Source organism: Rhizohabitans arisaemae (assembly GCF_025996515.1).
Taxonomy (GTDB): Bacteria; Actinomycetota; Actinomycetes; order Streptosporangiales; family Streptosporangiaceae; genus Rhizohabitans; species Rhizohabitans arisaemae.
The window spans coordinates 94,253-106,689 of sequence record NZ_BLRH01000034.1 but is presented as its reverse complement, the minus strand read 5'-3'; the positions used below and the strand labels follow the sequence as shown (position 1 = coordinate 106,689).

11 protein-coding genes are annotated in these 12,437 nt (G+C 70.7%); 6 read left to right on the top strand and 5 right to left on the bottom strand.

From position 1 onward, the window contains the following. Nucleotides 1-164: 164 nt before the first annotated feature. Nucleotides 165-1,349 carry an erythromycin esterase family protein gene (locus RUR_RS15850; RefSeq protein ID WP_283135820.1) on the bottom strand — a complete coding sequence of 395 codons (1,185 nt, stop codon included), beginning with the start codon at nt 1,347-1,349 and terminating at the stop codon, nt 165-167. A 91-nt stretch (nt 1,350-1,440) separates the two neighbouring features. Here RUR_RS15850 and RUR_RS15845 point away from each other — a divergent pair, with 91 nt between their 5' ends. Beyond that, entirely contained in the window at nt 1,441-2,124 is a 684-nt protein-coding gene (locus tag RUR_RS15845; protein ID WP_283135819.1) for a TioE family transcriptional regulator, read from the top strand. 271 nt (nt 2,125-2,395) lie between these two features. Then, on the top strand, nt 2,396-2,938 hold the full coding sequence (locus tag RUR_RS15840; RefSeq protein WP_283135818.1) for a hypothetical protein: 543 nt from the start codon (nt 2,396-2,398) through the stop codon (nt 2,936-2,938). A 27-nt stretch (nt 2,939-2,965) separates the two neighbouring features. Here the strand turns inward: RUR_RS15840 and RUR_RS15835 are convergent, their stop codons facing one another. Beyond that, entirely contained in the window at nt 2,966-3,250 is a 285-nt protein-coding gene (locus RUR_RS15835; protein ID WP_283135817.1) for a hypothetical protein, read from the bottom strand. A gap of 85 nt (nt 3,251-3,335) precedes the next feature. Here RUR_RS15835 and RUR_RS15830 point away from each other — a divergent pair, with 85 nt between their 5' ends. Then, the gene (locus RUR_RS15830; protein WP_283135816.1) at nt 3,336-3,866 is read left to right on the top strand and encodes a hypothetical protein; all 531 of its coding nucleotides are present in this window, start codon (nt 3,336-3,338) and stop codon (nt 3,864-3,866) included. 3 nt (nt 3,867-3,869) lie between these two features. Here the strand turns inward: RUR_RS15830 and RUR_RS15825 are convergent, their stop codons facing one another. Next, a complete protein-coding gene (locus RUR_RS15825; RefSeq protein ID WP_283135815.1) occupies nt 3,870-7,877 on the bottom strand; it encodes an AAA family ATPase in 4,008 nt (1,335 codons plus the stop codon). 250 nt (nt 7,878-8,127) lie between these two features. Here RUR_RS15825 and RUR_RS15820 point away from each other — a divergent pair, with 250 nt between their 5' ends. The 3 genes from RUR_RS15820 (at nt 8,128) to RUR_RS15810 (ending at nt 10,299) form a co-directional block, all read left to right on the top strand. Continuing rightward, complete coding sequence (locus RUR_RS15820; protein ID WP_283135814.1) at nt 8,128-8,739, top strand: TetR/AcrR family transcriptional regulator; 612 nt, start codon at nt 8,128-8,130, stop codon at nt 8,737-8,739. Further along, nucleotides 8,736-9,719 (top strand): glycoside hydrolase family 113 protein, encoded by a 984-nt coding sequence (locus RUR_RS15815; protein ID WP_283135813.1) that lies wholly within the window; start codon nt 8,736-8,738, stop codon nt 9,717-9,719. Before RUR_RS15820 ends, RUR_RS15815 begins: the two co-directional genes overlap by 4 nt. 76 nt (nt 9,720-9,795) lie before the next feature. Beyond that, entirely contained in the window at nt 9,796-10,299 is a 504-nt protein-coding gene (locus RUR_RS15810; protein WP_283135812.1) for a hypothetical protein, read from the top strand. Nucleotides 10,300-10,314: 15 nt separating this feature from the next. On the opposite strand, the gene RUR_RS15805 is transcribed toward RUR_RS15810, so the two are convergent. After that, a complete protein-coding gene (locus tag RUR_RS15805) occupies nt 10,315-10,848 on the bottom strand; it encodes a hypothetical protein (RefSeq protein WP_283135811.1) in 534 nt (177 codons plus the stop codon). A gap of 217 nt (nt 10,849-11,065) precedes the next feature. Beyond that, nucleotides 11,066-12,424 (bottom strand): alpha-lytic protease prodomain-containing protein, encoded by a 1,359-nt coding sequence (locus tag RUR_RS15800; RefSeq protein ID WP_283135810.1) that lies wholly within the window; start codon nt 12,422-12,424, stop codon nt 11,066-11,068. Nucleotides 12,425-12,437 lie beyond the last annotated feature (13 nt).

Genomic DNA, 12,437 nt, shown 5'->3' with positions numbered 1-12,437 from the left:
GCGGGCCTCACATCGACTCGACGGCGTACTTCCGCAGGTGCCCGTAGACCACCGAGGTGCGTACGTCCGCGAGCTCCTCCAAGCGCGGCTCCCGAGCCGACCCGGGTCGGCGAGCGCGCTTGAAGGACGCGTACGGCCTCCGGCGGCGGGCGGCACCTCGGCGTTCAGGCCGATGGCGACGGTCCGCCCAGCCTGACGGCCTCCTTGAGGAAGACGATCCCGTCGATCAGGTCGAGCCGGGCCGGGTCCAGCGGGAAGTAGGCGAAATCCCGGGAGATGCGCGGCGCCGGCTTCGTGACGGCCTCGGCCAGGCGGCGGGCGTCGATGAGAGCGTGGTCCCACGGAAGCGTGGACAGGACACCCTCGACGGTGTCCGCGGGCGGGGTGTCGTCGCCGACCCTGCCGAAGGCCGAGGCCAGGAAGGCATACCGGTCGCCCAGGTGAGCCCCGGTGATCGCCCCCGCGCTCCACCACTCCAGCAGCCGGTCGCCGAAGGACATCACGCTCTTGTTCCGCTGCAGGTGGAGGTTGCTCGCGAAGACCAAGGCCGGGCCGTGCTCGGCGACGGCACGCAGGTTGGCGGCCATCATCGCGTCCCGCAGGGCCGACAGCCGGGTCCACCGCTCCGGGGACGCGTCGGCCATCCAGTGGTGGTAGCGGAGCAGGCCGACGGCGGTGCGCCCGTACAGTGCCGCCCGCTCCCCGTCCTCCGCGCTCAGCCGAGGCACCTGCGTGTCGAGCAACGCCACCAGGTCGTCGGCGATCACCCGCAGCCGCTGGGCGTCGGCGGACCGGCCGATCGACAGTGACGGATCCATGGCCGCGGCCTCGTTCGCCCACCGGTCGTCCGGGCCCAGCAGCGTGTCGAGGGTTTCCTCGGTCACCACGGCGCCGGGGAACGGACCGTCGAGGAGGGCGTAGAGGGCGGTGAGCGCCTGGCGCGGGCTCGCCGCCCAATACTCCAGCGGACCGTCGAACCCGAAGAACCGGAGCTTGTCGTCATGCTCCTCGTTGTACGCGCGCATCCAGCGCACGAGCTCGCGGTTGGCCGGGAACGCGCCGAAGTTGTGACTGAAGCCGCGCTCCATGACGTCGTCGAGTGTGCCCGCGCCCGTGGCGATGTAGTCGTCCACCACGAGGCCCATGAGGCAGTCGCTCTCGATGGCGAACGACCGGTAGCCCTCGTGCTCGACCAGCTGCCGGAAGATCTCGTTGCGCAGGTCACCCAGCTCCTCCGTAAAGTGCCTGGCCTCCCCCAGGCCGAGGAGCAGGGGCTCCGCGGGAAGCGACCGGAGGAACGTCGAGATGCCCGCGCCGTCGAGTGGCCGGGCCGTGTTCTGGATATCCATGCCTTCAACGGTATCTTTGAACATTCGGTGTAAACTTTTCCGAGAAAGCACCAGTATCTACCGCGACGGACCTTCAATCGATGATGCAGCCATGAGGCCGGTGGACCTTGCGCGCGAGCACGATTTGTCCACCCAGGCGATCCGGAACTACGAGGACGCCGGCATCCTGCCCGCCGCCGCACGCACCGTCCACGGCTACCGCACGTACACGCCGCTGCACGCGCGAGCCCTGCGCGCGTTCCTCGCCCTGGTGCCCGGGCACGGCCACCAGACGGCGACCTCGATCATGCAGGCGGTCAACCGGGGTGCCGTCGAGGACGCGCTCCGGCTCATCGACGAGAGCCACGGCCGGCTCCTCGACGACCGCGGCACCCTCCACGCCGTCGAGGCGGCGCTCCGCGATCTGGCGCCCGTACCGCAGGAGCGCGGCGACACGTTCATCGGCCCCCTCGCCAAGAGGCTCGGCCTCCGCCCCGCCACCCTGCGCAAATGGGAGAACGCCGGGCTGGTCCGGCCGCGCCGCGACCCGCAGACCGGTTACCGGGTCTACAGCGCGGCCGACGTCCGGGACGTCCGGCTGGCCCACCAGCTCAGGCGGGGCGGCTACCTGCTGGAGCAGATCGCCCCGCTGATCGCCCAGGTCCGCTCCGCGGGAGGCGTCGCCCCGCTGGAGTCGACCCTGCGCGACTGGCGTACCCGCCTGTCCGCCCGGGGCCGCGCCATGCTCAAGGGCGCCGCCGACCTGGACGCCTACCTCCGCGCCCGCGAACCCTGAGACCGTCGGGTACGGCGCTGAGCGCGCCACGGTCAAGCACAGGCGTACTGTTTCGGCGGCCGGGACAGGCTTACTCCACATGCCGGTACGGGGAACCGGTGTGCCCGCGTTGACGCCGTACGCGACCGTATCCAAACCCCGACAGGCTCGGCGGGTGTCGCAACGGCGGACCCCGGCGGCTCGGAAGGGGCGATCCCGGGTAGGCACGTCGTGACGGTTGGAGCCAACCGGCCCCAAGTCGGCCTCAAGTCCTTCTTCCTAGCATGCGTCCATGCCATCCACCTGGGCCCTCCGGCTTGGCGCAATGATCGCCACCGCCTTGCTGTCCGTGTCGGTTCTCGCCGGATGCGATGCGAAACGCCTGGCCCCGGAGGCGAGACGCCTGGCCCCGCTGGACGGGATCGAAGGGGTGCAGGTCGTCGCGCAGCTCAGTGTCGACCCCGGCTACTGGGACCCGGATCCGCCGGGGACGGTGCGCCCGCCCGAGGTGGCCGTCTACAGCGACGGCCGGGTCCTGGTGAAGGGCAGGCTCCTGACCCGGCTCTCCCGCGCCCAGACCGTCGAACTGGTCGGGCGGCTCGCCGTGGACCTGCCCGCCCATGTGGTGAACCCCACCGAGGTGGACGGGACGACCGATCTGCCAACCCTGAGGATGAGCGTCTACGTGGCCGGCGAGGGCATGCGCGGGGTCTCCCTCTACGGTTACGGGTTCGGCGCCTACAACTACCCCGAGAAGTACCCCGAGGGTGTGCACCGGGCCTACCAGCGGCTGAATCGCCTCACAACCGACAATCGTGGCCTTCCTCCACGATGACTCTTCACGCTGACCCGCCTCAGTGGCTCAGGGGGTGATGTCCTCCGGCCGGATAATGGTCAGCTCGAAGTCCTGGACGTCCTGGTCGACCAGGCGTACGGCGAGGCGCCGCCGGGCCGACTCAAACAGGTTGCGGACAAAACGACCGTTCCCAAACGACTCTCCGCGGGGCTCGGTCTCGATTCGGCGCCGGACCGCCTCCACCGTGTCGTCCGGGCAGTCGTACTCGGCGGCCCCGACAGGCTCGGTGTGTCGAACGGCGAACCCCGGCGGCTCGAACGGGCGATCCCGGTCACCTTCGCCCCCGGGCACGTGGTGACGGTTGGAGCCGACCGGTTCCAACCGGTTCCAAGTCGGTTCCAAGCCGCTTCCAGATGCGGCTTTCTAGCATTCGGCCATGACGTCCACCTGGTCGCTTCGCCGCGGGGGCGCAATGATCGCCACCGCCCTGCTGTGCCTGTCCCTGCCGGTTCTCGCCGGAAGCGACGCGAGACGCCTGGCCCCGCTGGACGGGATCGAAGGGGTGCAGGTCGTCGCGGAGCTGAGTGTCGACCCCGGCTACTGGGACCCGGATCCGCCGGGGACGGTGCGCCCGCCCGAGGTGGCCGTCTACAGCGACGGCCGGATCCTGGTGAAGGGCAGGCTCCTGACCCGGCTCTCCCGCGCCCAGACCGTCGAACTGGTCGGGCGGCTCGCCATGGACCTGCCCGCCCATGTGGTGGACCCCGTCGACATGGCCACGTCGGCGGATCTGCCAACCTTGTGGATGGGCGTCTACGAGGCCGGTCAGGGCATGCGCTGGGTCTCGCTCTACGGCTACCGTGCCGGCGCCTACGACCACCCCGAGAAGTACCCCGAGGGTGTGCACCGAGCCTACAGGCGGCTGAACCGCTTGATGGGCCCGTTCGGCGCACTCGTGCCGGTGTGAAACTCAGGGGGTGAAGTCCTCCGGGTGGAGGGTGGTCAGTTCCGCGTCCGGCACGTCCTGGTCGACGAGGCGCACCGCGAGCCGCCGCCGGGCCGACTCAAACAGGTTGCGGACGAAACGGCCGTTGCCAAATGATTCACCCCGGGGCTCGGTCGCGATTCGGCGCCGGACCGCCTCCACCGTGTCGTCCGGGCAGTCGTACTCGGCGGCCCGCGTCTGCAGCAGGAAGATCTCCACCAGTTCCTCGACGCTGTAGTGCGGGAAGGCGATGCGCCGGCTGAACCGGCTGTCCAGACCGGGGTTGGCGGTGAGGAACCGGTCCATCTCCGCGGGATAGCCCGCCACGATGACCACGGTGTCGTGCCGATGGTTCTCCATCTCGGTCAGGAGCGCGGCCACCGCTTCGGAGTTGAAGTCGTGCCCGCCGTCCCGGCGCGGCGTGAGCGCGTACGCCTCGTCGATGAACAGCACCCCGCCGACCGCCTCGCGGAACCTCTCCCTGGTACGGCCCGCGGTCTGCCCGACGTAACCGGCCACCAGGTCCCGCGCGGTCGCCTCGACGAACTGGCCCTCCGGCAGCATGCCGAGCGCGGCCAGCAGCTGCCCGTACAGCCGCGCGACCGCGGTCTTGCCGGTGCCCGGGGGCCCGAGGAAGGCCAGATGCCGGCTGGTCTCGGCGACCGTCCGGCCCATGCGGCGGAGCCTGCGCGCCATCCTCAGTTCCGCGACGACCTCACGGATCTCGCCCTTGACCGCGTCCAGCCCGATCATGGCGTCCAGCGAGGCCAGCAGCTCCCCCGCCCGCCGCGGGTCCTCCACGCCCGCGCCGACGCCGAGCCCGGTACGGCGCAGCGCCCCCTCCGCGTCCGAGGGCAGCAGCAGGTCGATCTCCTCGGTTTCGGAGATCCGCCCGGCGAGCTCGATCACCATCGCGTCGAACACGGTACGCGCGTGGCGGGCGTTGCCGAACGACGTGTCGGCGGGTACCGCGGCGAAGTGCCTGTTCAGCGCCTGCCGGGTGTCCGCGGGCAGCCGGAACCCGGCCTCGGCGGCGAACCGTCCGACGATCTCCACCAACTCCGCCGGAGTGTAGTTGGGGAAGGTGATCGTGGTGGTGAAGCGGCTGCGCAGCCCCGGGTTGAAGTTGAGGAACCGGTCCATCTCCTTGGCGTAGCCCGCGACGATCACGACGAGCTCGTCGCGCAACTCCTCCATGCGGGCGAGCAGCACGTCGACCGCCTGGCGGCCGAAGTCGGCCTCGCCGCCCTCGACGAGCTGGTAGACCTCGTCGATGAACAGGACGCCGCCGCGGGCCCGGTCGATGGCCTTGCGCATGTTGTCCTCGGTGTGACCGATGTGCTTGGCGACGAGCGAACCCCGGTCCACCTTCACCACCTTGGGCTCGGCGACGAGCCCGAGCGCGGCGGCGATGTCGGCGTACCGCTGAGCCACCTCCGTCTTGCCGGTGCCCGGCGGCCCGACGAAGATCAGGTGCCGGTTGAACGGCAGCTCGCGCATACCCCGCTCACGCATCACGGCGCGCAGCCGGGCGAAGTCGACGAGCTTGCGGATCTCGGCTTTGACGCGGTCGAGCCCGATCAGCCCGTCGAGGGCGGAGAGGGCCTCGTTCAGGGGTGGCGGCGCCGTGGCGGCCGGCCCGCCGGCGACCCCGGCCACGGGTTCGTCGTCGGCGGCGACGGCGAGGCGACCCGGCACGGGGCCGGTGTGGTCGGTCAGCTCGGGCTCGGGGGCGTCGGCGTCGATCTCCAGGTCCTGGGTGTTCCCCTCGACGGCGCAGCCGATCAGCCGCACCGGCCGCCTGCCACCTGCGGACAGCCCGATCTCGTTCCCCGTCAGCCTGCACACCTGGAGCTCGACGACCCCGTCGGGCAACGCGGTGACGCCGGTCTCGCATCCCGTGACCGTGAGCCGCTCGGCGATGAACCGGCCGTTGACCACGCCCACGCCGAACCGTGCGGGGCCGTTGATCTCACCCTCGACGACGCGGAGCGTGCAGCCCTCGACCACCCGGACGGCCTCGTCCGTCCCGCCGGCCCGGTCGACCTGCAGGCCGCGGACCTCCACGGTGCCGCCACCCGCGTACAGGGCGGTGCCGGGCGTCTCGCTGATCGTCACATCCTCAAGCCGCGGGGTACCACCCCAGATCGTGACCGCGGAGTGGCCGGGCGCGCCCGCGCGGCGCACGGTGAGGTCTTTGATGATCGGTGTGGCCCCGTCCCGGACCGACACCGCCGCCTTGGTCAGGTCGGTGACGACCACCTGCGTGTACTCCCCGCCGGTGTCCTTCGAGATTTCCAGGCCTTCGCCGTCGTAGCCGTCGATCGACAGGCCGCGAAACCGCGGCTGCCCGCCGTCCGACACCTTGACCGCGCTCGTCTTGACCTCCGCGACGCCGCCGGAGACGGAGCAGTTCTCGAAAACGCCGTTCGCGCCCGTGCGCACCTCGATGCCGCGGTTGAGGACGGGTCGCACGTGCAGCCCGTTCACCTGTGGTTCGGAACGGCCGCTGGCGATGAACCCGAACATGCGGGTGCCCTCCACCGAGCAGGAGGTGTAGACGCCCTTCGCGTTGTGGACCATGAAGCCCGCCTCGGCGTCCGTGATCACGATGTTCTCCAGCACGGGGTCGCCGCCCTCGCTGACCAGCACGCCCACCTTGCCCCCGGGGCCGGTCAGCACGACGTCGTCGTAGTGGCCCGCCGCCCCCTCGTTCACCCAGAGCCCGGCCTGCTCGAACCCCGACAGCCGCAGCCGCCGCATCACCGGGCGGGCCCGCTCCCAGACCATCACGCAGCGCTGCGCGCCGGCCACCGTGACGTCCTCGAACTCGCCTCCCGCGCCCGACATCACGGTCACGCCGGTCGCGCTGGAGTCGCGGACGGTCAGCCCGCGCACCGTCGGCGCCGCGCCGGTCACCAGCAGCACGCCCCAGGCCTCCTCGCCGCTGATCTTGGTGACCGTGCAGTTCTCGAAGACGCCCCCCGCGTTGTCGATCTTGATCCCCGCCCCCGACGAGTCCCGCACGGTCAGCCCGCGCACGGCCGGCGAGCTCCCCGGCCCGGCGTAGAACCCCACGACCCGGCTCGCGAAGACCTCGCAGTCCTCGAAGGTGCCGCGCGAGGCGGCCCCCAGGTAGAACCCCTCGCCGTTGACCGCGGACACCCGCATCCGCCGCACGACGGGGTCGGCCCCGTCCGAAACGCCGAAACCCGAGGCGCTCTCCCCCATCCCGGCCAGGGTGCAGTCCTCGTAGACCCCGCCGGCCGACTGGGTCCACACCCCGTGCCCGTTGGTGTCCAGCACCGCCAGCCGGTTGAAGGACGGGTTCGCGCCCTCCCCGATCCAGACCGCGGGGATCAGATGGCCGGCCCGGGAGGCCCCCACCACCTCCACGTCGTCGAACCGGCCGGCCGCGCCGCCGGAGAGCCTGATGCCGTGGCCGTCGGCGCCGCGCACCGCGAATCCCGCGACGTAGTGCCGGCCCCCCTCGGCCTGCAGGCCGTTGGCGGGACCGAACTCACCGGTGCGCGCGTCGAGCACGACGCAGTCCTCGATCACGGCGTCGCTGCGCACGAGCTTGACGCCGCACACCGTGGGCGAGCTGATCTGGCAGCGCTGCAGCATCGGCCTGGACCCCGGCTCGGCCAGGACGCCGATCGCCGGCCCGGGCAGCTCGCACTCCTCAAGCCGGAGCCGCCCCCGCCGTACCCACACGGTCGCGCCGGAGGTGCCGTCGGACAGCACCAGTCCCCGTACGGTGGCGTCCTCGGCGTCGTTGACGAGCGCACACCCCTCCGGCGCGTGGACGCGGACCGAGCCGCGGCCGTCGCGCGCCCGGATCGTGACCGATCTGGTCACGTGGATCTGCTCACCGTACAGGCCCGGGTGGACGACGATCTCGGCGTGCAGGGGCGCCTCTTCAAGCGCGGCCCAGATCGTCGGGAAGCAGCCGGGATGGTCCGGTGAGACCTCAAGTACGGGGCGTGTCACGAGGCCAGAATAGATCTTCCGTCCGGTTTCGACGCCGTGGCGACCGAGACGATCAAGCCGGTCCAGGCGGTTCCGGTTCTCCGCGATGTCCAGGGCGACGGTCCTCCGGTACGGGCTGCGCCGGATGAGGGTGCCGCCTGCGGCCGTACCGCTCGGATATCGGGTGGAATGTGCTGGTAGGAGCCGTTCTGACACAGCGGGCGGATGATCGCGGTTCACAAATCCAGGCCGATCGGTCTAAAATCAGGCCATGCGGTCTGAAATTCGAAAGTCCCCGTCGTTCATCGAGGCGGCGCGACGTGCGCAGATCATCGCGGCGGCGATCGAGACGGTGGCCGAGGTCGGTTACGCGCAGGCCTCGCTCGGCCGGATCGCCCGGCACGCGGGGATCAGCAAGAGCGTGATCTCCTATCACTTCGCCGACAAGGACGACCTCCTTCAGCAGGTGGTGCGGCAGGTCTTCGACGACTCGTGGGCCTACCTGGAGCCGCTCCTGCGGCGGGAGACCACCGCCAGGGGGCGCCTCGGTGTCTGGATCACGGCGGAACTCTCCTACATGGCCGCGCATCGCGCGCAGTTCATGGCGATGGTGCGCATCGTCGAGAACCACCGGAACGCCGTGGGCGAGCTCAGCTTCGCCGATTCCCCCGAGGAGTCCATCACCGAGCTCGTCAAGATCCTGCGCCAAGGTCAGCGGGACGGCGAGTTCCGGGGGTTCGCCCCCCGCCCGATCGCCGTGACCGTCTTCCAGGCGATCACCGGGGCGCTCGACGAGTGGGCCAGGGACCCCCGGATCGACCTCGCCGCCTACGCCGCGGAGCTCGTCACCGCGTTCGACCTCGCCACCAGGAGGGACACATGAGGTTCAAGGGCATCAACTACGACGTCGGAACGAGCTACCTCGACGAGACCACCCGGAGGGTGTGGCGGACCGACCACGTCGAACGGGACGTCACGATCATCCGGGACGGCCTCCGCTGCAACGCGGTCGCCGTCTACGGCGACGACCTCGACCGGCTCGCGGAATGCGCGGCCATCGCCCGGGAGGCGGGGCTCGCCGTGTGGCTGCAGCCCCGGATTCCCGGCCGCCGGACCCAGGAGTCCGTGCTCGGCAGGCTGGCGACGGTCGCCGGGACCGCCGAGGAACTCCGGGAGCGGTACGGCGAGATCTATCTGAACGTGGGGTGTGAACTGTCGGTGTTCGCCCCGGGAGTCATCCCCGGGCGTGATTTCACCAAGAGGCTCACGGTGCTGAGCGCCGCGTGGTGGTTGATGCCGGTGTTCAATCACCGCCTGAACACCCTGCTCGGGAAGACGGTCTCCGTCGCCCGGTCCCGCTTCAACGGCCCGGTCACCTATGGCGCGGGGCTGTGGGAGAAGGTCGACTGGCGCCCGTTCGACTTCGTCGGGGTGAACTACTACCGGTATTCGGGCAACCGGTCGGGGTTCGCCAAGGGGGTCAGGGCGCTCCACGCGCACGGCAAGCCGGTGATCATCACCGAGTTCGGCTGCTGCTCCTACGCCGGCGCGGAGCACAAGGGCCCGAACGGGTACGACATCATCGACTGGGAGACCCGCACGGTGAAGAGCGGCTTCTCCAGGGACGAAGGCGTCCAGGCCCGCTACCTCCGTGAGTCGCTGGGCGTCTACGCCGACGAGGGTGTCGCCGGCACGTTCGCCTTCGAGTTCTCCTCCCCGCTGTCGCCGTACTCCACGGATCCGCGGCGCGATCTGGACATGGCCAGTTTCAGCGTCGTGCGGGTTCCGGGTGAGGGAGCCGAGGAGTGGGTGCCGAAGGCGTCCTTCCAGGAGATTGCCGACTTCTATGGATCACGCCCGTAGTCTCACCCAGATTCCCTATGTCAGCGGATTTGTCCGCACTCATCGTCAATGTGGTGACATACCGATAAGGACGGTCGTGGCGAAGACCGAGAGGCACGCGGTGAGCGTCGGACGGCCACCGCGCCTGATGAAATGGCTGATGCGAGTCTTCGACTCGTCGATCCGCAAACAGATCCGCGAGGGAACCGGCGGACGTTCCACGGACGGCCTGATTCTCCTCCGGTTCACCGGCCGCAGGAGCGGCAAACCCTACGAGATCCCGGTGATGAAGCAGAACTTCAACGGGCGGGCAGGCGTGTTCTCCGACAGCCTCTGGCGGGTCAATTTCCGCGGCGGTGCCGAGGCGGAGACGATCGAGCGCGGTGTGCGCTCCCGGGTGTGGGCCCGGCTGGAGGAGGACACCGCCACGCTCGCCGCGATGGGCATGGAGATGATCGAGCGGTCGGGCCTGACGGAGCTCGGCGCATTGGGGCTCACCGTCCACGTCGACCGCGCGCCGACCCTGGAGGAGATCGCGGACGCCCTGGCCCGGCACCGGGTGGCGATCGTCTTCCTCGAACCGCGCGCCGACCAAACGTGACGTACTCGGCGGAAGTCAGGCCACCGAGTGGGTGACCGTCCCGCTGTAGAGACCGAACGGCGCGTCGTTCGGCACCTGGACGGTGAAGCGGGGGTTCCAGGCCACCGAGTTGTTCCCGACGCCACCGGCTTTGCTGTAGGCCGTGCGCGGCCCGGCCAGGGTTCCGGTGCTGCCGGGGGTGAACGGCCCGTTGACCGGACCGATCGCCGCCCCCGGATGGTACACGACGTTCCCTGCCGGGATCGTGTACGGCGAGGCGCCGGTGCCGGTGTGGAACGGGTCGGTCAGCGCCACCGTCGCGGTCCAGGTGGCGGAGGGGGCGGACCGCTGGTCGACCACGGTGACGTTGCCCACGTGGCCGAGGGTCTGCCCGCCGGGGACGGTGGTGAACAGCGAACCCGATTCCGGCGCCGAGATGTTGATTCCTCCCGTGCTCACCACCAGGAAGGTGATGACGGTGGTGTCGACGGTGTCGGCGGCGGCGGGCGTGGCCGCGAACAGGGCGGCGGCCGCCGCGGACACGGCAATGACCTTCTTCTTCACTGACATGCGGAACCCCCGGAATCGATGAACACCTCCATCGATACCACGATACGTAGCCGTTTGATCACCATGTGGCGTCGTGTCGGGCGAGACGGTCGGTGCCGGCGTCGCGGCCGGTCAGATCACGGGGCCGCCGGCGTCCGTACCGGTCCGCGGTCGCCGCGAACGCGGTGATCCTTGTGGCGCCCCTTCCCATCGGGCGCCACAAGGATCTAGAGGCGGATCAGACGCGCTGCCAGAGGGCGGGGACGTTGGGCGGTTCCCAGCCCGTGAGCGAGCGGTGCGCCTGCAGGCATCGGTAGGTGACGCCGCCGTAGGTGACCTGCGCGCCCACCGTGTAGTTGGTGTTCGGCGCCCAGGTCCCGCCGGGCGACTGGGTGACGGTCGGCGTCGGGTCGGTCCCGGATCCGGCCAGGGTGAGCCCGTAGGCGGAGAGGATCTCGTTCACCGGCTGGTGGTAGGTGGTCCCGCCGGAGGTGCAGTTGCCGGAGCCGCCCGAGGTGACGCCCTGGGCCTGGGACCCGGAGAAGTAGGGACCGCCGGAGTCGCCGGGCTCGGCGCAGACCGTGGTGCGGGTCACGCCGGTGATGGTTCCCTCCGGGTAGGTGACGCTGGTGTTGTGCTGGCTGATCGTGCCGCAGCGGTACTGCGTGGTGGAGCCGGAGCGGCAGATGGAGGCGCCGACGACCTGCTGCTGGGAACCGGTGATGGGCAGGATGCCGGCCCCGTAGGCGTTGACGACGCCGCGTGGGGTCCACTGGGTGTTGACCTCCACCCAGGCGTAGTCGTTGCCGGGGAAGGACGACCCGCGGAAGGTGCCCTGCGCCACCCGGTTGTGGCCCTGGGTGGCGGTCCCGACGTTGCCGCAGTGGCCGGCGGTGACGAATCCGCCTTGGCTGCCCGCCTTGGTCACCGAGAACCCGACCGAGCAGCGCCCGCCCATGTAGTAGGCGTCACCGCCCCGCACGTCGTTGAGCGGCTGCGGGCGTTCGGCGGACTGCCGGACGGCGACGACGGCCGGATCGGCCCCGCTGGCCCGGACGAACTTCTTGGCTTCGGCGGGGTTGCCGGTGAGGACGACGACGCTGTTCTCCCGGATGTCGACGTACCAGACCGGCGTGGACCTCGGCGCGGCGGCCTGGTTCCGGTCGAGGGCGGCCTTGGCGGCCTCCAGCGTGGCCAGGGAGTGCGCGACCAGCTGGGGTGTGGCACCGGCGTCGCGGATCAGGGCGAGCCGTCCGGCGTCGCTGGTCGCCACCGTCAGGGTGGAGGTGGCGCCGACGACCCAGGCGCCGGCGTAGGCCGCGCCGAGCCGCCTGCCGAACTCGGGCTCGACGCCGGCCGCCGCGGTCTCGTTGGCGAGCCTGGCGACGGCCTGCGCCTCGGTGATGCCGAGGTCTCGTTCGAGGGCGTCGACCAGGCCGGGGGCGGGCGGGGTCAGGGTGGCGGCGGCGAGTGACCGCGCCTGGGTGTAGAGCGGACCGTCCGCGGTTCCGCCGGACGCCGCGAGGGCGATGGCGGGGACGGCCGCGAGGGTGAGAGCGAGCGCGAAGCCCGCGGTCACGACATTTCGTCGGAGCATGGTTGCTCTCCTC